At 69.0% G+C, this 25,212-nt stretch carries 17 protein-coding genes; 9 read left to right on the top strand and 8 right to left on the bottom strand.

The genetic code is table 11. The features are described 5' to 3' along the window. Window positions 1-56 precede the first annotated feature (56 nt). From ACIBEA_RS21665 to ACIBEA_RS21655, 3 genes are all read left to right on the top strand, one after another. Window positions 57-1,388 carry a lanthionine synthetase LanC family protein gene (locus tag ACIBEA_RS21665; protein WP_399263239.1) on the top strand — a complete coding sequence of 444 codons (1,332 nt, stop codon included), beginning with the start codon at window positions 57-59 and terminating at the stop codon, window positions 1,386-1,388. A 356-nt stretch (window positions 1,389-1,744) separates the two neighbouring features. Further along, entirely contained in the window at window positions 1,745-2,302 is a 558-nt protein-coding gene (locus tag ACIBEA_RS21660; protein WP_399263237.1) for an RNA polymerase sigma factor, read from the top strand. Between the two features lie 26 nt (window positions 2,303-2,328). After that, entirely contained in the window at window positions 2,329-2,619 is a 291-nt protein-coding gene (locus ACIBEA_RS21655) for a hypothetical protein (protein ID WP_399263454.1), read from the top strand. A 47-nt stretch (window positions 2,620-2,666) separates the two neighbouring features. On the opposite strand, the gene ACIBEA_RS21650 is transcribed toward ACIBEA_RS21655, so the two are convergent. The 6 genes from ACIBEA_RS21650 to ACIBEA_RS21625 all read right to left on the bottom strand — a co-directional run bounded on the left by ACIBEA_RS21650 (window position 2,667) and on the right by ACIBEA_RS21625 (window position 8,583). After that, window positions 2,667-4,661, bottom strand: a complete 1,995-nt coding sequence (locus ACIBEA_RS21650) for a hypothetical protein (RefSeq protein WP_399263235.1) — start codon at window positions 4,659-4,661, stop codon at window positions 2,667-2,669. A 167-nt stretch (window positions 4,662-4,828) separates the two neighbouring features. Continuing rightward, entirely contained in the window at window positions 4,829-5,332 is a 504-nt protein-coding gene (locus tag ACIBEA_RS21645; RefSeq protein WP_399263233.1) for a hypothetical protein, read from the bottom strand. A gap of 77 nt (window positions 5,333-5,409) precedes the next feature. After that, complete coding sequence (locus tag ACIBEA_RS21640) at window positions 5,410-5,589, bottom strand: hypothetical protein (protein WP_399263231.1); 180 nt, start codon at window positions 5,587-5,589, stop codon at window positions 5,410-5,412. A gap of 169 nt (window positions 5,590-5,758) precedes the next feature. Further along, window positions 5,759-6,868: an ABC transporter substrate-binding protein gene (locus ACIBEA_RS21635; protein WP_399263229.1), complete on the bottom strand. Its 1,110-nt coding sequence runs from the start codon at window positions 6,866-6,868 to the stop codon at window positions 5,759-5,761. A gap of 93 nt (window positions 6,869-6,961) precedes the next feature. Further along, window positions 6,962-7,696: an ABC transporter permease gene (locus ACIBEA_RS21630; protein ID WP_399263227.1), complete on the bottom strand. Its 735-nt coding sequence runs from the start codon at window positions 7,694-7,696 to the stop codon at window positions 6,962-6,964. A gap of 14 nt (window positions 7,697-7,710) precedes the next feature. Continuing rightward, window positions 7,711-8,583, bottom strand: coding sequence for an ABC transporter ATP-binding protein (locus ACIBEA_RS21625; protein WP_399263225.1), 873 nt, complete (start codon window positions 8,581-8,583; stop codon window positions 7,711-7,713). Between the two features lie 332 nt (window positions 8,584-8,915). Here ACIBEA_RS21625 and ACIBEA_RS21620 point away from each other — a divergent pair, with 332 nt between their 5' ends. Both ACIBEA_RS21620 and ACIBEA_RS21615 read left to right on the top strand, forming a co-directional pair. Then, on the top strand, window positions 8,916-10,685 hold the full coding sequence (locus ACIBEA_RS21620) for a hypothetical protein (RefSeq protein ID WP_399263223.1): 1,770 nt from the start codon (window positions 8,916-8,918) through the stop codon (window positions 10,683-10,685). Window positions 10,686-10,798: 113 nt separating this feature from the next. Continuing rightward, on the top strand, window positions 10,799-12,391 hold the full coding sequence (locus ACIBEA_RS21615) for a hypothetical protein (protein ID WP_399263221.1): 1,593 nt from the start codon (window positions 10,799-10,801) through the stop codon (window positions 12,389-12,391). Between the two features lie 113 nt (window positions 12,392-12,504). Here ACIBEA_RS21615 and ACIBEA_RS21610 read toward each other — a convergent pair whose 3' ends face one another. Next, window positions 12,505-14,046: a S8 family serine peptidase gene (locus tag ACIBEA_RS21610; RefSeq protein ID WP_399263220.1), complete on the bottom strand. Its 1,542-nt coding sequence runs from the start codon at window positions 14,044-14,046 to the stop codon at window positions 12,505-12,507. A 497-nt stretch (window positions 14,047-14,543) separates the two neighbouring features. Further along, window positions 14,544-15,380: an L-threonylcarbamoyladenylate synthase gene (locus tag ACIBEA_RS21605; RefSeq protein WP_399263218.1), complete on the bottom strand. Its 837-nt coding sequence runs from the start codon at window positions 15,378-15,380 to the stop codon at window positions 14,544-14,546. A gap of 317 nt (window positions 15,381-15,697) precedes the next feature. Between ACIBEA_RS21605 and ACIBEA_RS21600 the strand changes: the two genes are divergently transcribed. From ACIBEA_RS21600 to ACIBEA_RS21585, 4 genes are all read left to right on the top strand, one after another. Beyond that, window positions 15,698-17,377, top strand: coding sequence for a chitinase (locus ACIBEA_RS21600; RefSeq protein WP_399263451.1), 1,680 nt, complete (start codon window positions 15,698-15,700; stop codon window positions 17,375-17,377). Window positions 17,378-17,544: 167 nt separating this feature from the next. Continuing rightward, a complete protein-coding gene (locus tag ACIBEA_RS21595; protein ID WP_399263216.1) occupies window positions 17,545-17,850 on the top strand; it encodes a PAAR domain-containing protein in 306 nt (101 codons plus the stop codon). Between the two features lie 71 nt (window positions 17,851-17,921). Then, window positions 17,922-19,994 carry an ATP-binding protein gene (locus tag ACIBEA_RS21590; RefSeq protein WP_399263214.1) on the top strand — a complete coding sequence of 691 codons (2,073 nt, stop codon included), beginning with the start codon at window positions 17,922-17,924 and terminating at the stop codon, window positions 19,992-19,994. A gap of 92 nt (window positions 19,995-20,086) precedes the next feature. Then, window positions 20,087-25,147 (top strand): enterotoxin A family protein, encoded by a 5,061-nt coding sequence (locus ACIBEA_RS21585; protein ID WP_399263212.1) that lies wholly within the window; start codon window positions 20,087-20,089, stop codon window positions 25,145-25,147. The last annotated feature ends 65 nt before the right edge of the window (window positions 25,148-25,212 follow it).

Genomic DNA, 25,212 nt, shown 5'->3' with positions numbered 1-25,212 from the left:
CTGGTGACACCCCGCCGAACGGGCTGCTCATCCGGGGGGGGTTGTAGCGTGCCCGGATGAGGAGCGACGTATATCGGGACGTGGGCGAGGCCGCCTGGTCGTGGGTGCTGGACCACGTGCGCGAGGCCGAGGGCCCATGGCTCGTGCAGGCGGTGGTGGAGGGCGGTCCGGAAACCGTGTCGCCGCCACAGGACCGCGATTCGCTGTACGCGGGGATCGCCGGCTTGGCCCCGGTACTGGCCGAGATCGCGCAGTACCGGGAGCTGAGCGCGCGGGAAGCGGCACTGGCGACCGGCATCGTGACCAGGCTGTCGGCACAGGCCGGGCAGCGAACGGAACCCTCGCTGTACGACGGCCTCGCAGGCGACGCGACGGCGCTCAGACTGCTCGCTCCGGGCGAGGAAGCGGTGGCACTGCGGCGGCTGGCCGCCCTGGCGACCAGCGACGGATGGAAGACCACCCTCGATGTCGAACCGGGCACCGACGCGCCCCTCACCGACGTCATCATGGGGACCGCGGGCGTCGTGATGACGGCGGTCTGGGCGAAGAGCGAGTTCGCAGAGGCGATCGCGACGACGGGAGGCGAGGCGCTGCTGCGGGCGGCGGACCGTACGGAAGCGGGCCTCGACTGGGGCATGACGCCGGGGAGGCCGTCGAGGGCACCGAACTACTCGCACGGAACCGCCGGCATCGCGGCCGCACTGGCGGTCGCGGGCACCGCCCTGGATCGTCAGGACTTCATCGAGGCCGCAGTGGAAGGCGCCCGGCACGTCCTCTCGGTGGGGTCCTTGGAGGACGCCGGTTTCGTCGTCCCGCACACGATCCCGCCGTCGAAACGGGAGGTGGAACCGGTGACGTACACGTGGTGCCACGGCCCGGCGGGCACCTCGCACCTGTTCACCGCACTGGCGCACGCAGGGGTCGCCGAGGTGGTGGGCCATGACGTCGACGAACTGCGGCACCGCTGTATGACCTCGATCCTCACCTCGGGCCTGCCGCAACGCCTCCGTCCCGGCTTCTGGGACAACGACGGCCGCTGCTGCGGAACGGCAGGCGTCGGAGACGTCCTGCTGGACGCCGCCCAGGACTGCCGGACGCCGCAGCGGAGGCAGACCCTGCTGCGGGCCGCGCACCGGATGGGCGATGCGCTGGTCGACCGGGTCATCAGGGATGATGCGGGCGCCCGTTGGCGCTTTCTCGAACATCGCGAGGACCCGCCGCTGCTGCCGCCCCGGACGACGTGGATGCAGGGCGCGGCAGGCATCGCGGCCTACCTTCTGCGCCTTGCCCGGTACGGCGAGAGCGGCCCCGGCGCCCCGGTCGTGGACCGCCCGGACCAGTGGTGGGCCGTGCCGGCGCACCTGCGGAGCACTCGCACGGACTCATGAGCGAGTGGTGGCCTCACCCAATTCAAGAACCCAACACGCGTGTCACCAACGTCCCGGGACAACACACCTGGTCCTAGTCGTACGGATCGCCGTGCCCGCCGCGGGGCTTGCCAACCGCGGCTGCGGAGTCGGGAGTCGTCAGGCCGTCCCGGGTCGGCCCTGAATCCTTTTCGGTGCTGCGTGCCTCTTGTCCGTGTACCGGCCGGACGGGCCGGCCCAGCCAGGAGGAATCACCCATGATGATCACCGGTCTCGCAGTCGTCGGAGCCCTGCTCGTGGGCGCGTGCAGCCGTTACCTGCTGCGGCGCTACAAGAGCCGGGCCTGACCAGAACCTGCCGTAGGGAATGAGCAGCCCATGAACCAAAGCTTCGCCTGGCCGGACGAGCGGCTGATCAAGGCCGCCCAGGACGGCGACATCTCCTCGCTCGCCGGGGTCGTCAGGGAATCGCAGCCCCATGTGCGCCGGTTCGCCCGCTCGCTCTGCGCCTCGCCGCAGGACGCGGAGGACGCGGCGCAGGAGGCGCTGATCATCCTCTACCGGAAGATCGGCTCCTTGCGGGCCACCGGCGCCCTCGCCTCGTGGATGTTCCGGATCGTGCGCAACGAGTGCCTGCGGCAGGTACGGCTGCTCCTCGCGCGGAGCGCCGAGCCGCAGGACTGCCCGGAGCCTGCGGGCCCCTCCGCCGAGGAGGCCGTGCTGCACGGGCTGGAGGCGGAGCGGATCGCGGCCGCCGTCAGCACCCTGCCCCGCGACCAGCGCCAGGTCCTGGTCCTGCGGGACGTCCAGGGCTTGCCCGGCAAGGCCGTTGCCGAGGCGCTCGGCCTGAGCACCGCCGCGATGAAGTCGCGGCTGCACCGGGCCCGCGCGACAGTACGCACCTCATTGACAGTCGAAGGAGACCCACGACGGTGAACACCCTGAAGCCCACACGGTCCGCGATGCCCGAGACGAGCTTCGCCAGCGCGTCCGTCCCCCGCCACCTGGTGCGCGGCGCCATCGGATTCGGGCTGGTCATCGGCTCGATCGCACTGGTGCCGGCCGTCGGTCCGCTCGCCCTGCTGGCGGCCCCCCTGGCCCTCGTCGCCTTCCGCGGCTGCCCCACGTGCTGGATGGTCGGCCTGGCGCAGACCATCTCGCGCGGCCGCCTGGAACGCCACTGCGCGGACGGGGTCTGCACCCTCACCCCGAGAACCACACAGATCACCGAGACCGCGGAGACCGCCGAGTAGCCCGCGCGCCGGGCGCCGCGACACGGTGAAGCGTTCCGGTCACAGCACTAGCCCGACGCCGCGATGGAGCTGGCCGAGATGCCCAGGGGTGTCCACCCCGCACTGCTGCCGCTCCAACGGGAGACCCGCAGGGCGCTGTCGACGCGGTAGACGGCGTCGGAGCCCACCGCGAGGTTGATGCCGGCGGCGCCCACGGGGGTCCACGCGTCCGGCGCCCCGCCGTACTTGAGGATCTGCCCGGTGGCGGCGTCGACGGCGAAGAGCCCCGCCCCGCCCGCGTAGAGGTTGCGGGCCGGACCGCCGATCCGGCGCCAGCCGCTGCCCTTGGCGTTGGCCTGCCAGATCTCCTTGCCGTCGGGGGAGATCCGGGCGACGTAGTCGGGGCCGACGGCGAAGTCGGCGCCCGGGCCGCCGGCCTCCAGCCACGTGTAGCCGTAACCGGCGTAGCGGAAGAGGCCGCCCGTCTCCGGGTTGGTGGCGAAGAGTCCGGCGCCACCCGCGTACAGCCGGGTGGCCGCGGCGCCGACGGGGATCCACTCCGCTCCCAGGCCGGTCCAGCGCATCACCGCGTTCCGCTGCTCGGTGATCGCGTAGAGGCCGTCGCCCGCCAGGACGAACTGCTCGCCCGGGGCTCCGATCTGGGTCCAGGAGCTGGAGGCCTCGTCGTGCTTGAAGATGCGGCCGTCACCGGGGCTGGTGGTGAAGACCCCGGCGGGCCCGGCGTAGACCTGGTCGGCCGCGGGGCCGATCACCTTCCAGGCGCCGTCCCCGGCGGTCCAGCGCAGGACGCTGCGGTGGTCCGGCGAGACGACGTAGGCACGGCCGGGGGACGGGTGCGCGGGCGGGGCCGCGGGGGTGGTGGGACCCGGGGCGGGAAGCACCGTGGAGGGGGACGGTACGGGTGGTACGAGCGGTACGGACGGGGTGGTGCCGGTCGGCGTCGGGGACGGAGAGGGTGACGCGGATGGCGTCGAAGTGGTGCGCGGGTCCACGGGGTGTGCGTGGGGCCGTGCCTGCACGGCGTCGTTCGCGGGCACCGTGCGCTGCCGTCCGAGGAGGACCCCGGCGAGGGTCGCCGCCGCGACGAGGACGAGGACGGCGAGGACGGCGCAGACCGCCAGCGCCGCGGACAGGGACCTGTCGGTCCGTGGGCTCGGCGGCGGCACGCGGACGAGGGCCGGGGCCCGGGTCCGGACCGCGGGAATCCGGTCGAGGCGATCGAGGTGGTCGAGCCGGTCGAGCACGACCCCCTGAACGGGACCGGCCGGACCGGCCGGACCGGTGGGAACGAGGCGCCGGCCGGCGGCCCGCGTGCGCTCCCAGAGCCAGTGGGCGTCCTCTCGTTGCTGCTCCACGAGGCTGTGCAGCCGGGACAGTTCGACGGACACGGACCGGTCCGCTGTGGCCGCGGGCGGGGCACAGCCGTGGGCCCGGGCCTCGGCGACCGCCTGCCGTACGGCTTCCCCGGCCTCCCGGGCAGCGATCAGCTGGTCGAACGCCTGGTCCGGCCGGAGCAGCAGGGGCCCGGAGCGCGCGGCGGCGGCGTCCGTCCGTACGGTCTCCGCGCCGTCGTCCTGCGGGCCGTCCCCCTCCGGCCGGGACGGCGGAGCACTTTTGGCTTGTTCCTGGAGCATCGTCATCAACACCAGGAGTCCCTCGACGAGTTGCCCCGATGCGGCGAGGTCGTCCTGCGCCCGGCCGAGCGCGTCCTCCAGCCCGGGCGGCGCCTTGGCTTCCGCTTCCGCCTCTGCCTCCGCCTGCGCCGTGAGCGCCCGGCCGTGCAGCTTCCGGGCCCGGTCCAGCAGCTCCCGCCTGCTGCGGAGATCGCGGACGCGGTCCTCGACCACGATGCCGAGGCGCCCCAGCGGGATCACCCGGGCCCCGGACCGGTACTCGCTCCAGGCCGTCTTGCCGCCCCCGAAGCGCCGGGCGAGTTCCCTCACCGTCATGCCCCGCGTCACGTCCCGCAGCAGCCCGGCCAACTCGTTGGCCGCCTGCGAGCGACCCCGCGGAGCCCCCTGTGGACGTCCTGTCCTCGCCATGTCCGTTCGCCCCCCATGCTCTCGGCGGGCACAGGCAACAGGACGAGATTAGGCATGTCCATCACAAAACGGCTCCCCTGTCCGATTTCCCTCCCGGCGGACCGGGAGGGGAGGGGAAGGAAGTCGCCGGGCGGCGGCGACAGCCGGCCCCGCGCATCGGCCTCGCGTCAGCGCGCCCCGGACCCGGCCCCCGCCTCGATCCCGCTGCGGGCGGGGGCTGGTACGAGCGCGATCGCGGCCGGGTCGGCGTCGGTCGGGTGCCACACCTGGCCGCTCTCCGACCGGCGGGCCAGACCGAAGCCGGCGAGCGCCCGCAGGTGCCGGACCACGGTCGGCGGCGTGAACCCGGCGGTGGCGCACAACTCCGCGACGCTCACCCCCGCCGGCCCCGAACCCCGCAGACCCTGCCAGGTGCGCGCGGCGGGCAGCCCGAGGCCACCACCACTCACCGGGACCGTGAACACGGGGGCCGGCCCGGTGTCCCTGGGCGGTTGCGCCGACGGCGCGGGCGCGGGCACCGCTGCGACCGTGGTGGCGACCTCCACGGCCCGCGCGGCCGGTGACCGCCGCTTGCGCGGCGAACTTCCCGGCAGCCGCAGCGGCGCCCGGCCCACCGGGCGGGGTGTCCGGTTCACCTCACGGTGCTTGCGGCCCTTCTGACGACGGCTCATCCGCGTCCCGTCCCTTCCTCGGCGGTGATGACACGGATAGAACGAGTGAGCGGCTGACAGGTGACTGCCGGACGCGATCAGGCCGGCTCCCCGTCGCCTTCGGCGGGGCGGGGCACGGCGGTCCCGGGGAGGTGGACGTCGAGCGCGGCGAGCCGGGCCTCGGCATCGATGCCGTCGACCGCGGGATCGCCCAGCAGGCCGGAGACGACGAGGGCGGACCACAGACGGGTGCCGCACTTCTTCAGATTCACGAACACGACAAGGTCCCACGGAGCGCGAAGGGGCGGGGGCGGTGGTCCGAGTATGGGGCAGCCGGCCCCGTGCCGCCTCCCCCGAACGGGCAGCACTTCTGCCGGCTGCCCGCTCCGACGGCGAAGCCTCGTACCGCCTGGCGGCGTCTGGCGAAACGCGCGGCGTTGACCGGAGTCAGCGCGCCGCGGCCCCGACCAGGTCATTGGTGTAGGTGCGGCCGAGGTCGATCTCCTTGGCCGCGACCTCGGGCGAGAAGGACTTCTGCAGCGCCGCCGCCGCGCGGGCGCCGTCCGCGTCGATGGCGCCGTCGGCGGAGTAGCCCGGCTTGGCGTGTTCGATGGCCGCGCGGTAGACCCCCGGATCACCGGCGGCGTACTCCTTGGGCATCGCGTCGGCGATCTCCTGCGCCGAGTGGTCCTGGATCCACCGCAGCGTGCGGAGCATCGCGCGGGTCAGCTTCGTCGCCGTGGCCTCGTTCTTCTCCAGCCAGGAGTGACCGGCGTAGAAGACCGCCGCCGGGTAGCTGGACACCCCGAACACCGCCTGGGAGCCCTGCGGAGTACGGGTATCGGCGAGTATCCGCAGTTCCTGGCCGCCCATGCGCTTCTGGAGCAGCGAGACGGCCGGGTCGACCATCACAGCGGCGTCCACGCGGCCGGACTCCATCGCGGCGATGGCGGCGGCCTCACCGCCGACGGCCTGCACCGAGGCCGCGTCCGGCGCCAGCCCGTTCTTGCCCAGCAGGTACTTCAGGAAGAAGTCCGTGGACGAACCCGGCGCGGTGATCCCGACCTTGGCGCCCTTCAGATCCGCCGGGCTCTTGATCTCCCGCGACGCCTTCGGGGAGACCACGAGCACGATGGAGGGGGTGCGGAGCATGTTGACGAAGGCCCGTACGTCCTTGCCCTTGGCCTGCATCTGCACGGTGTGGTCGTAGTACCCGGAAGCTACGTCCACACTGCCGCCCTGCATCGCCTGGAGCGCCTTGGACCCGCTCTTGAGGTCCTGCAGCTCGACGTCGAGGCCCTCGTCCTCGTAGAACCCGAGCTGCTGCGCCAGGGTCGTGGGGAGGTACGGCAGCAGGGGCTGGCCGCCGATGCCGATCGTCACCTTGGTGCGTGCGCCACCCGCGTCGGCGGCCGACCCGCAGCCGCCGAGCACGAGCGTCAGGAGGCCGGCGAGGGCGAGGGCGAGGAGGGGTACGGCGCCGCGACGGCGCCTTGGACGGCCTGCGGGGCGGCGCGGAGCGGGACGGGCGGGGGCAGCGGGGCGTACGGAACGCATCGACGTCCTTCCAGGACGGGACGGAGAAGGGAAGTGGAGAGAGAAGGGGAGAGAAGTGGCGAGCAGGGCACGGGACGGGCGGGCGCGGGTGCGTTACGGCTTCCAGCGCAGCAGGCGCCGCTCGGCACGGCGCACGACCGCGTCGACCGCGAGGACGAGCACGGCCAGGACGGCCATTCCGGCGAAGACGCCGGTGGTGTCCAGCACCCCTTCGGCCTGCGAGATGAGATAGCCGACACCCTGTGAGGCGCCCAGGTACTCACCGACGACCGCGCCCACGAGGGCGAAGCCGACACCGGTGTGCAGGCTGGAGAACAGCCAGGTCAGCGCGGCGGGCAGATGGACTTGGCGTAGCAGCTGCGCGTCGCTGGCGCCCAGCATCCGCACGTGCCGCACCAGCACCGGATCGACGTCTCGAACGCCCTGGTGGACGTTGAAGAACACCACGAAGAAGACCAGCGTGATGCCGAAGGCCACCTTCGACCAGATGCCCAGCCCGAACCAGATCAGGAACAGCGGCGCCAGCACCACCCGGGGCAGCGAGTTCAGCATCGTGACGTACGGCCCGAGCACCGTCGACAGCACGCGGGAACGGGCGAACGCCAGCCCCGCCGCCAGACCCAGCACGGTACCGGCGACCAGCGCGAGCAGTGCCTCGACGGTGGTGGTGCCCAGGTGCGGCCAGATGCTGCCGGAGCCGAACCAGTCGGCGAGCCGGTCGGCGATCGCCGAGGGACGGCTGAGGTAGAACGGGTCGCTCCAGCCGCGCGCGGTGGCGAACTCCCAACCGCCGAGCACGAGGACGACGATTCCCGTGTGCAGTGCCACCCGGCTCCGGAGCCTCATCGGAGCCGACCCGCGTCCGCCGCCGCGTCCGCCGCCGCGTCGGCCGACGGCTCGGTGCGGCCCTGGGCCCGGGCGACCTCGCCGCGCAGCGAGTCCCAGATGTGCGCGTAGATCTCGCGGAACTCGGGCCCGGTCCGGATGTCCATGAGGGCCCGGGGCCGCTCCAGGGGCACGTCGAAGCGGTCCACGATGGTGCTGCCCGGTCCCGAGGAGAGCACCACCACCTCGTCGGAGAGCGAGACCGCCTCCTCCAGGTCGTGCGTCACGAACAGGACCGTCTTCGCGGAATCCGCCCACAGGGCGAGCAGTTCGTCCCCGAGCAGTTGCCGCGTCTGTACGTCCACGGACCCGAAGGGCTCGTCCATGAGCAGGATGTCCGGATCGGTTATCCATGTCTGCGCGATGGCCGCGCGCCTGCGCATCCCGCCGGACACCTGGTGCGGGTAGGAGTCCTCGAACCCGGCCAGACCGACGCGGCGCAGCCAGTCCCGGGCCAGGCCGGTGCGCGCGGCGCGCTCCATCCCGGCCAGGAGCGGCCCGAGCGCCACGTTCTGCAGGAGCGTCTTCCAGGGCAGGAGCACGTCCTGCTGGAACACGTATCCCACGCTCGGCTGCGGGCCGGTGACGGGACGGCCGGAGACCTCCACGCTCCCCGAGGTGGGACGGGCCAGCCCCGCCACGAGGTTCAGCAGGGAGGACTTCCCGCAGCCGGACGGGCCGACGACGGAGACGAAACGGCCGCGTTCCACTGCCAGGCCGACGCCTTCCAGCACCGTGCGGCCGGCACCGCCGCAGGGCCGGTCCGGGTAGCCGAAGCAGAGGTTGCGTAGCTGAACGGCCGGGTCGTCAGGAAGAAACGATGAGGACATGAGGGATTCGATTCAGAAATCCGTCGAGGTCGCACCCACGACGTGGAACAGGAAAATGGGCAGAGCGAGGTCCGGCCGTCGCACACCGACCCGGATCCCATCGCTCCGGTGAGTCTAGGCAGACCGGTCCGCAGAATTCATCCCGCACGAACGATGCAGGCCAGCACTTTCAGCCCGGTCACGGCAACACCTTTCCCCGGATTGACCTTTGTACCTGCACTGTCCTCTTGTGCCCGTCGATGGGGATTCGGAACTGCCCTACGGTCGTGCTGTCCACGCCCGAGCAGCAGCCAGCAATGAGAGAACCCATGTCTCCAGGACCGTCCCATGCGGTGAAGAAGAATCAGTCCGCGCCGAAGATGGAGATGCAGCCGCTGCAGCCGCGGGCGACTGATTCCTTCGTACTGGCCATGGACCAGGAAAGTCAGTCAACTGGGCTTCTGGAGCACACGGAGAACCCTTACCAAAGTCAGGATCCGGAGAGCAGTACGGAGGAGCTGACGTCCTGGGACTACGCCAAGGCGATCGGCCTCGGCGCCGCCATCGTGACGGGGGGCGTGTTCCTGGGCGGCGGTCTGTACGGTCTCGCGCGGTGGGCGGGGTACGGGGCGGGAGCGTCCGGCAGCACGGCCATGGGCGATACGACGGGTGTGAACGCCATGTCCGCCACGCAGAACACTCCCTACTTCAACTCCACGGCATCAGGCTACGAAGACGGAGAGAGTGGCCACAAAAGGCGTGACCTGAGCGGCTTGGGGGGTCCCGTCAGGCGCCTGATCAGCGGCGGCCTGGGGTCGATGGGGGACGGGAAGCGTCCCGTTCTCGAATTTACCAAGAATGCCGGCATTCCGGTCATCGGGTCCGCTCCGTTCGACCCCTCCGCCAAGTGGAATTCAGAGGACAAGCTGGGTGCGACATGGGTGTCCATCAGAGAGGGCGCCAAGCTCAGGGCAGGAACGATCGGGGCCGTCGCCTGGGGGGTCGACTTCACCTGGAAGATCTTCTCGATGCGGCTGCGGAACAACAACAGCCTGCGCGGAAATGCGTTGGGTCGAAAGCTGAACGAAGAGCTCGCCGGTGCGGTCGAGGGATTTGCGAACAACTGCAAGCAGATGATCTTCCTCAAGGCGTGGGACCGGGCGGAGAGGAGGGGTGCCTCGAGTATCCGGGATGATCAATTCAAGAAAGAAGTGAACGAAATAGTCTTCCGCTGCCAGAGGAAGATTGACAGAGAGCGGGCCCGGCAGAACGCCGTGGTGCGCGAGCAGCTGCAGAACGTGAAGTGGGGAGCGGCGAAACAGTTCGTCAAGAAGTCGGGGGAGGCATGCCAGTCGGTCAAGGATTCCGTCAGGACATATGCGAACGACATCCTGGAGGGGCGGACCACGGTCACCAGCGAGCACCTCAAACCCAAGGCGGACTTCTCCCGCCCCCTCGACAAGGAAGGCTTCACATACGCCCGGATGCACGCGGGTGAGACGGTTGCCTACAACAGGGTCAGCGGGCAAGTGTTCCGGCACACCACCGCGGCGGGGGCCTGGGAAGAGCTTCCCGACCTGGCGCAATACCTCAAGAACACCTTCAAGGTGTTCGGCACCTCCTCCGTGGAGGGCGTCTGGCCCATGGGGGAGAAGGTCATCTTCGTCCTGAAGGTGACTGGTGGCGGCCAGGGCGACTTCTATGCAGTGGAATCCATCCGCCTCACGGGACAGAAGTACTCCAAGAACCGGCGCGGGAACGGGTCTGCACAGCAGACGTTTTGGCCGGAAAAATGGGAGAAGTTCTCGGGCGCGAAGGACCACATCGGGAACGCTGTGCACATTTACGCCACTCCCGAGGGATTGATCCTCGTACACAGCGAAAGCTCTTACACGCTATTGAACGATGATTCCGCAAAAGCAGAATTTAAGGCCACCAAGCCTCCCCTGCTGGCTCAGGTGAAGAGGGCGGTGAATGACCGCTTCGGATCCGGGTGGACCGTCTCCGATATGTCGGGAGGCCCTTCCATCATCCGGGTGACGGTGACCAACGGCACGGCGACGCAGTATGCGGAATATTCTGTGCGTAGGGACACTTTCCGCCCGGTGCAGAGTTTTTCATAGGAGTCCGAAGCGCGTCCTACCGCGGCGTTCCACTGCGGTCGACGACAAGTGGGATCTGATTCAGGGTGGCCATCAGGGCTGTCGACTCTCCGATAGAGAAATGGGAATACCGCATGCCACGCACCCATGAAGAACGGCAACGACGGACCAGGGAGCGGAACAACTCCACAGGCGGGCGCGACCGGACCCCCAAGGGGCCCATCACCTCATCGGAGATCCACCGCCTCAGGGCATGGTCCGAGGGACAGGGCACCTATCGGGGCCGCAGTGGCGGCCAGGGGGCGTTGACCTCGCTGGTCGCCGGCGAGGAGGACAGGCTCGGCATCTTCCTGTCGAAGCAGGAGGGGCCGCGGAAGGCGGCACAGGACATGCTGAGCGCCCTCTACAAGGCGCTGACCCACTACGCCTGCTGGAAGGGATTTCCGGAGGAGAAGATCGATGGCCTGGTCCGGCAGGCGTTCTTCCAGGATGATCCGGGAAGCGCCGGGCAGGTCGGTCTGGCAGACGTTCAGGAGCGATATGAATCGCTCCTGGCTCCGGACGCCAACGTGCGCGAGATCATGACGGCTGTCTACAACGCCTCCTACGCCAAGATCTTCGGCAATTCGGGCAACCCGGAAGTCCTCTCACTCAAGGGGATCATCACCGACTTCTATCTGACACCCGCGGCGGATGCCATATCCACCGCGCGCTTCATAGGCGATGCGGGGCTCAACGACACCTACCTGAGTGCGCTTTCCGATTTCGTACGGGCGCTGGCGGAGAAGAAGGGGCCGGGCACCGCTCCCGACGTGCTCACCCCTCCCTGGCTCGCCGAGTATTCCTCTGCGGCGGATGCCAGTGACTACGCGCGGGCGATGGAGAGTCGAAAGTGGCGCTCCAGCATCGAGCATCCCATGACCTCGGTGGGAGACCTGCAGGGGGCACGAGAGCCCATGGGGCTCAATGAGACGGAGTACTTGAGGAGCTTCGTCTACGCCTTCAAGCGGGACGATCTGGACACCGCTACGTACACGGTGGATGAGGCGCTCGCCCAGCACGGCGCGAAGTCCCTGAAGGAACTCCGGAAGCATACCGATGTCGCTCTCGTCAAAGAGAACTACAAAACCGACGGGAACGGGACGTACGTTCTTGGCGCCGATGGAAAGGTCATCGTCGAAACGGTTGACGTCACCGCCGGAAAGGTCAAGTGGGTCACGGTGCCCAGGGACGCCCGTCAGCCGCAGGTTCCAGACGCGGACATTCCGTTGCCCTGGCGAACGGGGGAGGAGTACTTCACCGTTGCCCCGGACTCCGCCTGGTCCAAGGACGTGCACGACAAGCAGGGCCATCCCGTCCGCACCGGCACCTCCGGCACCACGATGCGGATGCTGGTCAGCTACGGCGCCCTCGGGACGCCCGGCGGCAAGCCGACCGACTTCCTCTACGCCCTCCTGGCCTGGATGCTCCCCCGCCATGACCATTCCCTGTACGAGATCTTCCGCGGTGCCCAGATGATGGCCCGAACCGGCGCGGGCCCGGACTCCGGATCTCCGAGTTTCGCTCACGGCGGCGCCTCGAACGACGAGATCGGCAAGCTCGTCAGGCTCCTGAAGATCGTCGACGAACCCGGCGGTCTGCCCACCGTCCATCCGGAGCTCGCCGCGGCGTTCGCCGCGGACTTCCCCGGCCAGCTCATTCGTGGGACCTACTCCCCGAGGTCCTGACGCAAGGCGCCGGGCCGCCGACGACCGCCGGCCCGGCGCCCCGACGGCGTCCCATCCCGATCAGCCGAAACGGTCCGCCGGATGAACCGACGGACCGTCACGCGACATCGGGGCTATTGGCCGCGGCGGTGTGGCATGTGAAAGCTCCAGACCAGCGCGAAGGGTTGGGCGTGCCCGTGGACGCGGTGAGCTGCGACCTTGATCTCAAGGGTGCCGCGGGGCGGATTCGTCCAGGTGACCTGCTCAACGTTGTTGACACGGTCGTACCGGGCGGACGTACCGGAGTTCCCGTTCCTGGCCTTCGCTTTGCCGGCATGGTGAATGCGGAGGTCCAGGTCGCTCATGAGGTCGGGACCAGGCGGGTCCGTCCACACCAGCGTGGCCTTGAGCGTGCTACCGCGGGGGCGATTCCTCGGAATTTCCACGTTCATCCGATAGGAATCACCCCGGCGCAGCCCTTGCACGTGGTCATGGAATCCGGAATCAGTCGCGTCCGCGTACACGGCTTCAGCCGACCGTTGCAGGTCAACCCGCCCGAACCCGCTGTTGTTGTTGGGTGTGGCTCCCGTCTCGGAAGGATCGTACTGACCTGCCAGAGGTCGGGCACCGTTGATGAGTACACCCTTGATCAAAGCGGCGCTGGGGTTCGGGTGGTTGCTCTTGACCAATATCTCTCGGAGCACGGCGGCGCTTCCGGCGGTGAGGGGCGTGGCCATGCTGGTGCCCGACATGTATGTCAGATTCGGATCTACTGAAACCCCGTCGGCGACATGCCGGTGCTGTGCGTTGCGGGAGTGGACGGAAAGAATCGATGTACCGGGGGCCACGACATCCGGCTTGATACGACCCTCTCTGGTCGGACCACGGCTGCTCGTGGCCGACATACCGCGCGAGGAATCGGCGATCGCGTCGCCACGGAGGGGCTGGACCGGGAAACCAAGGGGGGACTGGCCGCCCCAGGTGATGCTGTTGTTTCGGATGCTTTCACTGGCACCTACAGTTATGCAGTTCTTACAGGCTGCCGGGCCGATGATGGACGAGGAATCAACGACACCATCCCCATCGGCATCTTTTCCGGCGTTACCGGCGGCAACGAGGATCACCATACCGGGGTGATCATGAACGAACCTGTCGATATTTCTCGCATCATCCGTATACGGATCCTGCTGACCATGGAATGCAAAGCCCCACGAATTACTGTGAATCCGGGCACCGGCATCGTACGCCTGCTGAAAGAATTCGGTGATGTCGTCGGGAATATGGACGCCACCAGCCTGCGTGGCCGTTGACTGCATCACAAGGCGCGCCTCGGGCGCCGTCCCGTTGATCCACCCACCGGTCGGGGTGCGGTAGCTGCCTAGAGCCGATCCCGCGACATGGGTGCCGTGGCCATGAGGGTCGTCGGTGCGGTCCGGATTCTTCCTGCCCCATGCGAAAAGCTGATCGATACGGCCGGCGAAAGCTGGACTCATGGTGCGCAGATCGCCCGTATCCAGCCCTGTGTCAGCGATAGCGATGATCTGCCCCTCGCCCCGATAGGTACCGAGACGGCCCTGCGTACGCAACCGGACAGGAGCACGCATGATTCGGCTTGCGACATCATTGTGAAGCACTACATCTGTCGCGTTCCGTTCGCCCCACAGAGGCTTCTGCACGCCACCCTCCGGCGGGGAAGAGCTGTCGACCGGAGGCTGTCCGACAGACTCAGGGGCCAGCGAGGACATGTTCCCCACACCATTTCCCTGCATGAACAGGAAGAGAGTGAGGAGCTGCCATCGGGTCAGCCCCGGGGAGACGCTGCGGTCTCTCTGGATCTCCCTGAACAGACGATTCGTTTTCTTCTTTTCCTTGCCTTTTCCGCCTTGAGGGCCACCAGGGTGTCCGCGAAGGTTCCTGTGGTTCTCCCTAGCGGTCGGCGACGAATACAGCATGCACACTCACATATGTCGTGAACCAGAGCCTCCGCCAGTTCCATGGCTACGGCGACCGTAGAACGGCTGCGGATCCCTATCAAGTGGCAAAAGTGGACAGATATGGAGCAAAAGTTAATCAGTAGGGACTTCCCGCGTGATCGCCGATCTCGTGATGCTGGTGCTGTGGCCGGCTTGGGGACTGACCGGCCCCTCCTTCCTGGACGGGGTGTGCGAGCCGCTCAGTGGTAGGCGCCGTGCCGGTAGTCCCAGGCCGGGAAGTGGCGGCCGAGCGCGAGCATGACGCGGTCGACGTCGAGCCCGCGGCGGATGACGGTGGGCCGCGCCGCCGGAGCGGAACCGGCGTCGGCCGTGGTCTGCCGGGGCACGAGGACGCCGTCGGAGTCGACCAGCGAGACCATCACCCCCTGGGCGTAGCGGTCGTGCGGACCACTGCCCGGCTGGAGGGACCGGACGTAGCCGTCCGCCTCCACGAGCAGGTCGGCGCGTTCGGCGATGCGCCGCCCGATGCCCTCGATGGTGCCCCGGTTGCCCCTGCCCGACGGGTCGGCCGAGCTCGCGAACGTGACCTTGCCGTGCCGCTCCCAGAGGGCCGCCGTGACCGGGTCGACGGGCGCGCCGCAGCGGATGACGAAGCAGCTGGTCCCGCGGGCATCCATGACCAGCTCCCCCGCGCCGTCGGGAACGTGCGCGAGGCCGGAGCTCCGCCACGGCAGGACACAGCCGAGCAGGACGTCCTGGTGCCAGTGGTCCGTGATGAAGCCGCGGATCTCCGCGCTCGTGCGGGCAAGCAGGAAGAGCTGGTCCAAGGAGGCGCACATGACGACACCGGGCTTGGTCCGGCTGCGGTTCTTCGCGGCGAACTTCCGCTCCAGCCCCTGCCGGTCGGTGGTCATGAGGGCGTAGCCGATCTTCGCCGGGGCGACGACCAGCCCGCCCTCACCGGCGAGCACGTCCACCGCCTCCTGCTGGAGGCCGCCGTTCCACCGCACCCCAGGCACGTACACCTCGCCGTCAGCGCGAGCGCCGCCGCCGTCTTCGCTGTCTTTGCTGCTCATACGGGCTGGTCTCCAGGGTGGCCGACGCGTGCGGCCTCCGTACCGCCGCACGCACGTCCAGCCGAGACTGCCGTACCCCGACACGGCCCGGAAGAGCCGAAGGTCCGTCATCCAGAGCGCCCCTGGGGCCCAACGACCTTTCCCCGTAGGCATTCCGACCCCATTTCGGCGCCTTGAAGCTGACTTCAGGATGACTTAAGGACACTTGTCCGTTTACTCCTTATTCATTCCATAATCACCGTTGTTGACTGACTGTGTGCCCCGTCCGAGAGTGATCACGTCTCCTCCCATCCCCACACACTCCCGGAGTGACGCACATGCAGATCTGGAAGAGCCGACGCGCCCGCATCGCCATCGGTGCGACGGTCATCGGAGTCGTCGGCACGTCCGTTCCCCTCCTCGCCCACGCCGGAGCGGATCGGCCGATCGAGGCATCGTTGCGGACCGACAAGGGGTCCGTGTGGTATTCCGGCGGGGAGTTCACGCTGCGCAACGCCTCGGGCTCGGCGAATGCCAACTGGCGGCTGGAGTTCGACGTCCCCGAAGGCAAGTTCGCCAACTACGGCGAGTGGGCCACCAAGACGACCCAGAAGGGCACCCGGGTGGTCATCGAGCCCAAGGCCGGGCAGAGCATCGCGCCCGGCTCGACCCTCACCATCGGCTACGGCGTCCAGGGCGACGGCAACAAGCCGCTGTCGGTGACGGGCTGTTCCCTGGACGGCGCCGAGGTGAAGGGCTGCACGGGGGGCGGCCACGAAGAGGGTGGCGAGGAAGAGGGCGGCGAAGAGGGCGGCACCCCGGACAAGCAGGCCCCGACCACCCCCCAGCAGGTGACCGGCAAGGCGGTGGACTCCACATCCGCACAGCTGAAGTGGAACGCCTCCACCGACAACGTGGGCGTCACCGGCTACGACGTCTACCAGGGCAAGGAAAAGATCGCCTCCGTCGACGGCAAGACCCTGGAGTACATCGCCAGCGGGCTGAAGCCGCAGACCTCGTACACCTTCACGGTCCGCGCCAAGGACCGCGCGGGCAACACCTCCCCCGACTCCGCACCGGTCACCGTCACCACCGAGAAGGCGCCCGCGCCTTCGGAGAAGAAGCGGTGGCTGACCGGCTACTGGCAGAACTTCAACAACGGGGCCGCCCGCCAGAAGCTCTCCGACGTCCCCTCCCAGTACAACCTGATCGCCGTCTCCTTCGCGGAGGCCGCCCCCGAGAGCGGTTCGATCGGCTTCAAGCTCGACCTCGCGGGCACCGGGTACAGCAGCGTCGAGGAGTTCAAGAAGGACATAGCCGCCCAGCGCGCGGCGGGCCGCAAGGTCGTCGTCTCCATCGGCGGGGAGAAGGGGAACGTCCTGGTCACGGACGCGGCGTCGGCGACCCGGCTCGCGGACTCCACGTACCGACTGATGCAGGAGTACGGGTTCGACGGGATCGACGTCGACATCGAGCACGGCAGTCTGAACGCCACCCACATGGCGGACGCCATGCGCAAGCTGCACCAGAAGGCGGGCGACGGCCTGGTCATCACGGCCGCCCCGGAGACCCTGTTCATGCTGCCCTCCGGGGTGAAGGAGGAGCGCAGCTACCTCAACTTCGCCCTGAAGATCAAGGACATCCTGACGATCGTCAACACCCAGTACTACAACTCGGGCTCGATGAACGGCTGCGACGGCAAGGTCTACGAGCAGGGCACCGTGGACTTCGTGGCCTCGCAGGCCTGCGCCGTGATCCAGGCGGGTCTCCCCCCGGAGAAGGTCGGCCTGGGCCTGCCCGCCACCCAGCAGGCCGCCGGTGGCGGCCACATGGACCCGGCGAAGGTCAACGACGCCCTGACCTGCCTGACGGACGGCAAGGGCTGCGGCACCTTCAAGCCGACGCAGACCTGGCCGTCGCTCGGCGGCGCGATGAGCTGGTCGACCAACTGGGACGCCACCAACGGCAACCGCTTCGCCGAACTGGTCGGCGGTCACCTGGGCACCGGCAAGCGCTGACTCCGGCCCGGGGCACGGGGGTGAGCGCTGCGGCCGCACCGCGCCGCACCACCGCTTCGGCCCGATCGTCACCCTTCGATGACAAACGGTCTCCTCCTGCCCGTCCGCCTGCCGCCGCACGCACCGTACGGTCGCGATGGACGACCCCTTTCGGAAGGAGCTGCCCCATGCCCCCTGCAGCACGGGTGACCGACATGCACACCTGCCCCATGCAGACCCCCGCGGTCCCGGCCCCCATCCCGCACGTCGGCGGCCCCATCATGCCGCCGGGCAAGCCCACCGTCCTCATCGGCAAGCTGCCCGCGGCCGTGGTGGGCAACCAGTGCGTCTGCGCCGCCCCGGCGCCGGACATGATCCTCGCCGGCAGCTCGTCGGTGATGATCGGCGGTCTGCCGGCGGCTCGCCAGGGAGATGCCACCGCCCATGGCGGAACCATCGCCGTCGGCCTGCCGACGGTGATGATCGGCGGCTGACCCCGGACCGCCCGCGGCCGTGGGCGGTGCTCCCGCAACCACTCCCGCGCACCGGAGGAAACCGTCCCCGCATGACAGCGACGCCCACCCGCACCACGTCCGTCCCCCTGTTCAGGGAGCGTGTCGAAGCCGTGGAGGAACGGCTTCGACGCCTCTACATACGCCACGAGACCGGCGCCCCGGCCGACGAGCCGCCTGAAGTCGACGAGGAGGACGAGGCGGACGAGGCGGATGAGACAGACGAGGGAGACGCGGCGGATCTGACGTACGAGGCGGACGAGGCGGACCACGCCGACGGCGAGGACCGTCATGACCGTCCGTACCGCCCGCGCCCGTCCCGCACCCGGCCCCGGTGGCCCGATGCCGGGCAGCTGGCCGAGCTCGACGCGCAGGGCGACCGGCTGGCCCGGCTGGTCCGCCGGTTCGGCCTGACCGAACGGGAGACGGACCTCCTGCTCACCTGCCTGCTCCCGGAGCTCGACCCGGTCTGCGGTACCGCCTTCCGGTTCCTGAGCGGACGGCCCTCCTCCCGTCCCACCGTCTCCGTGGCCCTGTCCACCCACGGCATCACCGTGTCCGAGGCCATTGCCGCCGGTCTGCTGCGGCCCGGTTCGCCCCTGCTCGAAGCGGGGCTGCTGGCCTACGAGGATCCCGCCGAGGCATTCCCCCACAGGCTGCTCCAGATCCCGGGCCGGCTGGTCGACTTCCTCGTCGGCCGCGACGGCGGCCCCGAAGCGGGCGGCGCGTCCTGGCTGCGGGTACTGCCCGCCTTCCCCGGAGCCGCCCACGGAGCCGATCCCGAGCACACCGCTGCCCTGTGCGACGCGCTGGGCGCGGAACCCGACCGCACCCGGTACCTGCGCCAGGGCATTCGGGGAGAGGCCCTCCCCGCCGCCCGGGAAGCCCTCGCCGCCCACGGTCTGGTGCCGCTGCTCCTCGACCCGGAAGCGTTCGTCGCCGCCGCCGTCGACACTCCGCCCGCGCGGCTCGCCGAGCAGACCGCCCTGGAGGCCCGGCTGCTGGGGGCCGCCGTCCTGCTGCCCGTGCCTCCTCCCGGTACGGCCACCACCGAACGCACCGACATGCTGCGTCACATCGCCTCTCACCTCGACGCGGCCCCGCTGCCCCTGCTGCTCTACGGCGCCCAGCCCTGGTCCGCCTTCGAGTGGGACGCCCCGGTGCCCGCCGAGAGCGACCTGCGCTCCGCCGTCGCCCGGCATCCGCGGGAACAGATCGGTGCGGCCGCCTCCGCCACCGTGGAGCGCCTGCACCGTCGTTACGCCCTGCGCGCCGCCACCCCCGCCATGCCCGAGGTGCGCGCCGCCGCCCGGCTCCGGGCGGCGGCCGAGCTCGGCTCACTGGCCCGGCACATCGAGCCGGCCGTGGGCTGGCAGGACCTGGTCCTGCCGGGTGCCGTGCGCCGCCGTCTGGACATGCTGGTCGCGCGGGTCCGCCACCGCGAGGACGTCTTCCGGGAGTGGGGCATGCGCCGGGGCGGCGGCCGCGGCCAGGGCACCGCCGCCCTGTTCGCCGGAGAGTCCGGCACCGGCAAGACCATGGGCGCCGAGGCCGTCGCACACGAGCTGGGTCTGGACCTGTATGTCATCAGCCTGCCGTCGATCGTCTCCAAGTACATCGGCGAGACGGAGAAGAACCTCGAACGGGTCTTCTCCGCGGCCGAGGCACTGGAAGCCGTCGTCCTCTTCGACGAGGCCGACTCGATGTTCGCCAAGCGCGGCGAGGTCAAGGGTTCCAACGACCGGCACGCCAACATGCAGAGCGGCTACCTGCTGCAACGCCTCGAAGCCTTCAACGGCCTGGCGATCCTCACCACCAACCTCCGCTCCAACATCGACTCCGCCTTCACCCGCCGCTTCGACGAGGTCGTCCACTTCGAGAGCCCCGGCCCCGACGTCCGCGCCCAGCTGTGGCGCGGCCTCCTCGGCGACGCCGCCCCCGCGGACCTCCCGGTCGACGTCCTCGCGCAGGCCTACGACCTGGCGGGCGGCAGCATCCGCTCCTGTGTGGAGAGCGCCGCCTTCGAAGCGGCGGCGGCGGGCCGCCCGGTGAACGGCGAGGACCTCCTCGCGGGCATCGAGACGGAATACACCAAACTCGGCCGCCTCTTCGGCCGCGTGGGCTGAGCCCCTAGCCGCCCCCACACGCCTCGGTCCGGTGCACGCGGCGCGTCCTTCCCTGAACCGACATCCATCCGACCCATCGGGAATTGATCTCATTGAGGCACGAACAGGAACAGCGGAAGCAGGAGTTCGGGCGGGGGAGCGAGGGGTCCCGACGGCCCCGGGGCGGCGAGCAGGGCCCGCGTGACTTCACGCTGGAGGAGCAGGTTCACGAGGCGCTCCTCGGGCTGAACCCGGCGTTCAACAAGTGGCAGACCGAGCGCATGGACAGCCAGGGGTGGGGATCTTGGCTGGCCGATCACGTACGCGTGTGGAAGATGTCCGGCAGCGGAGCGTGCATCCATCCGTGGGTGGCCCGGTACTTCGAGCTGGCCCCCGGGGAGCCGTTGCCCCGGTTCGGCCCTGCCCACTCCCCGGCCCCGGGACCCACCGGCATGCCCGGATCCCACGTGGGCCGGATGGGCCGCCTCTACTTCGCCCTCGGGCAGGCCCTGCAACTGAGCGAGTCCTTGTGGAAGCAGGACGTCAAGGCCTGGAACCCGGCGGCGGAAGCCGCACACCTCAAGTGGCTGCGCGAACTGAACATAGAGATCCGGGACGCCCGGGCAGCCGAGGCGAAGGCGACCGGGGCGACGCGGACGCCCACGCTCGACGAGCACGTTCCGCCCGGAGCCACGCGGACGGACCCGCACCAGCCCGTCCAGCTGACTCCCCTTGTCCCGCCCACGACGGAACCGCGCTTGGACCAGGCCCGGCCCGCGGGCGGAACCACCACGCCGGCGGACGGACCGGGTCCGCGTCCGTCCGCGATGTCACTGGCGGGCGCCAGTCCTCTGCCCGCTCTCCCGGTCGACGCCACCTGGTACACGGCGGAACTCAAAGAAGCCTACGAAGACCTCCAGGACGCCTTCACCGCAGGTCTCGGCGTCCTGGCCAGCACGACACTCGCGGCGGGGCGGCGCGTCGAGGAACACGCGGCCGGCACCACGGCGCTCGTCGACCGCTGGATCCGTTCCTACGCATCGCCACCCGGCGCTACGCCGCCCGGCCACGGAGTAGGAGCGGCGCCGGTGGGTGCAGCTCCCACAACGACCAAGTACGACCTGAAGAAAGACCGGCTGACGGACGCCCAGTTGGAAGATCTCACACTCGACGATCTTCAAAGTTGGGACATGACGGTCAACGGCCATTCGTACAAGGTCTACGACTGCGGGCGGATCTTCACGTGTGCCAGCATCGACAATGTCGCGGACGCCGCCAATCCGAACCTGTCGAACCCCGCCACCCGCCTCACCGACGAACAGACCCTGAATTTCGTCCGCGAGGTCATCCGTACCGAGAACGCGCTGGCCAAGGGAACCACCGCGGAGCGGAATCTCGTCTCCGGTATCGAGAGTTCTTCCGTCATCTCTCCCGAAGTCTTCGGACGGACAACCAGCCAGACGGAGCAGATCCACCGGGACAACCAGGGCCAAGAGATACCCCGAAAGATCGTCATCGGCCCGACGTCCAGCCGTAAGAATTACGCGAGGCCACTGGCGGAAAATTCCGGCCTCAGCCTCGGATCACACTCGTACGTCCAATGGGCGCCGGACACGGCATTCGTCGGCCAGTTGAATGAGAAGCCGTTCGTGATTCTCCCGAGGAGCTCCTTGGCGCATGAGCTGGTCCACGCGAAGAACGCGCTACTGGCCATCGACAAGAGCGACAGCGTCCGGTACACCTTCGAAGGAAGGGAATACAGACTTCCGCTCGAAGAAGTCCAGACCCTGGGCGCGAACGATCTGGGCGCAGCCCAGACCGCCTTCCTCGAAAAGGAATACGGCACCGTAAAGGATGCCCGCCACGATTTGAAGTCAAAATTCGGCAGCATCTCCGAATTGATCTTCAAGCACTACGCCGGTACGCGAATCGAAGAACTGCGCGAAGCGGCTGACGCCCTGCCGGAAGCAGACCGGGGTCCCGCTCGAAACGCGATCGACTCCAGGACTTCCGACGTCAAGGCTTATTTCGACATCAACGATGCGAAAACCCAGTCGGGGCGCCCCTACATGCGCTCCACATACCGGCCGGCCGAAGGCGACAACACCGCTCGATTCGCTCCGGTGTCCCTTTCTCGGAAGCAGCTCGACGCACAACTGAAGGACCCCAAGGGCTCGATCAACCAAATCGCGGGTCAAATCAATCCCCAGCGGGGCACGTTCGGAGGACACCTCATCCCGACCTGGGTACCAGGGCAATTGCCCGCCGCCCTGTCGGGACACCTCGCGGAGAGCATGCCGGAGGCCAAACAGATCGCGCGGCAGGTTCAGAAGGACCTCACTGTGTTCGCGAAGACCAGTGACATCCTGTCGGGCCGGGTGCCCGTCCTCAGCGGAGGTACGCCCTCGGTGGTGTACCGGGTGGACTCCCGGTCACCGGAGCAGATCAGGGCAGCGGGCGGATTCACGGTCCCGGGGGCCGGCACGGACAACGACGTCTACAACCACATCTGGGACATCAGCACGCGCAAGGGCAACGGCGAGACGAACATCGTCTCCACCAGCCAGGACCTCAACCAGATGGTGGCGCAGTGGGTCACGATGCTCGGAGGGGACGAAGCGTGGGTCTACGTCATCGCGACCGACGAGAACTTCGTCAGCGTGGAGAGTGAGCTCCGGCGGATCGTCGACGCGCCGGGCGAGTCGCCCACGCGGAAGGCGAGGGCGCTGGAGGCCCTGGGCATGGGTGGGTACCAGGCCGAGTGGGACGCCCGGGGCGGCATCGGGTTGGACCAGATCCACCTCGGCTTTCGCATCGGCATCAAGAACGCGAACGTGGCTCCGGTGCAGGAAGGCGCCTGGTTCAATCGCGAAGGTTACGAGAAGAGCCGCAGCAAGCTGTTGCGGACGTTCGCCGCTTGCTCCTCGTCCCGCCAGAAGCGCGACGCGCTGTGCCAGCGGATCGACCCCACCGAGCTGCGCGCTCAGGCGAAGTACTACGGGATCGAGAACGAAGCCTCCGTACAGGCGGTGTTGGGCCCGGCGACGGCGACCAAGGGGACCGGCCCGGACATCACCTCGCTGTCGTTCGACCCGGGCCGCAGCCACGGACTCACCATGGCCACCATCGACTCCATCGTGCTGGAGACGCTGTCCTCCGGCCAGTCGACCCCCCGCCTGAACCCGCGCACGGGCACGGGCACCCGGCGGTTCCCGACGCGTCCCAAGGGGTTCGCCCGGCGGACCGCCGGAAAGATCGACAGCGCGGCGGACATCAAGGACCTCGCGCTGTACCTCAAGGGGTTCTACGACCTGGTGGCCTCCGGCGATGCCGAGGTGTCGGACTACATCATGCACGGCATCCAGATCATCCCCGGCGTGGGCAACGCGCTGGGCCTGAAGGAGTCGGTGGAGACCGGGGACTGGGAAGCCGCGGCCTACCACGGCGGCTCGCTGGCGCTGCTCCCGTTCGCCTTCAGCAACCCTTACGTGGCGGCGTTCCTGGTGGTTCTCGCCGAGGTCTGGGACGAGTACCAGAACCACAAGAACTGGGAACGGACCAAAATCGCCATCCAGGAACGCATGGACAGTTTCAAGGCGTCGTGGGACAAGGGCTGGACGGAGTACGTCCACCAGCGGCTGCTCGCCGTACTTCAGCTCTCGGCGCAGGACCGCGAGAACCTGGCCGCCACCCTCGTCATGATGCGGGAGACAGCCGTCCAGAGCATCGCCCTGGACTTCTGCAAGGCCAAGTTCTACAACTCCCCGGCCGACTGGGTCGCCAAGTACGCGGCGCGCAAGGGCGCCAACGGCGTCTCCGCGTGCATGCCCCGGCCTCAGGGCCCGCGCAAGCAGGTGCTCGTGGTGAACGGGGTGAGCGGTGACCCGCTGTACGAGAAGCAATGGGACGCATGGCGGAAGATCGATGAACTGGACGCGCACATCGCGCAGGTCAGGTCGTTCTTCGGGATGGACACCGCCTCGCCGGGGACGGTGAACCTCGACTCGGTGGAGCAGGACATCTCCACGACGCTGCGGACGGGCGTCAAGAAGATGGTCGATCAGGGCGTGTACGCGCTCACCGAGGAGTTGGCGGGTGCGCAGGACGGCAACTACCCGAACCTGATCAATTTCGCCATGTGGATCGGCCGCGTCGACAACACGCCGTCGCCGACCGGCTCGCCGTCCCGTCCCTCACAGGCGTACATCAACGGTCGGTGGCGGACGTACGGGATGGAGGACGAGATCCTCGGCTCCCTCGGCCGGATCGGCAAGGAGGCCATGCGCCAGTGCGAGGACTGGTTGGCCGAGGAGGCCGCGGCCAACCGGGACGGACGACTGGTCGTGCTGCGGGTCTCGGCAGCCAGCGGCTCCGGGCCGGGCGCCTCCGGCGGCGCCGCGGACCTCAGCTCGCCCGGGCCGGTGTCCGGCGGGCACACCGCGGCATGGAGCGTGTCCGGCGTGCCGGTGGCAGCCTTCGAAGGGGCCGGGACGAACGTCACGCTGGCCCAGGAGCCCACGCGCATGAGCACCGTCCTGGCGCCCCCGGTCCGGCACGGACACCCGGCCCTCATGGTCCTGAAGGGTTCCGACGGACACCAGGTCGTGGTCACCGTGCGCAAGACGAGGAAGGGCAGGATCCACTACAAGCTGGACGGTGAGTTCGGCATGCGGCTCGGGATCCGGATGTCCGACGGCCGCCGCAAGGACTTCGACTTCACCCATCAGACGGCGGAGCACACGCTCAACACCGAGCCCGGGGTCTCCATGGACCTGGTGGTGGAGGACGCGGCCGCCCGATCGGTCGCCGTCCACGTGTCCAATTCTCCCGCGGGGAACCGGCCCGAGGTCTCCGCCCGGGCCGGTGCGCGGCCCGAGGACCCGTCCCACGCGAGTACCGAGCCCTCGTTCAGCTGGAACGGACCGCAGAAGAACGAGCTCTTCTACACCTTCGGCGGCGCGGGTGACGTGATGGAGCTCAACTACCGTGACGGGGTCCGCCTCGTCGTCACCTACTTGGGCGGCGGCCAGGTGCGGTACGAAACCACCTGGGCCACGTCGGTGACCGCGCAGGTCAGCGTCCGGGTCGGTGACACCGCCCCCGAGCAGAAGGCCTCGGGGGACCAGTTCGAAACGAACACGGCCACCCCGGTGACCCTGATCCGGACGCAGTAGTCCTCGAACCTGCGCCGGCCTCACCCGATCGGCGACCACGCAGGGAGTTCCCCGCTGATTCATTT

It is taken from the genome of Streptomyces sp. NPDC051555, assembly GCF_044454405.1.
Classification (GTDB): domain Bacteria; phylum Actinomycetota; class Actinomycetes; order Streptomycetales; family Streptomycetaceae; genus Streptomyces.
The sequence above is the reverse complement of the archived record's forward strand: the minus strand, read 5'-3'. Positions and strand labels throughout refer to the sequence as shown.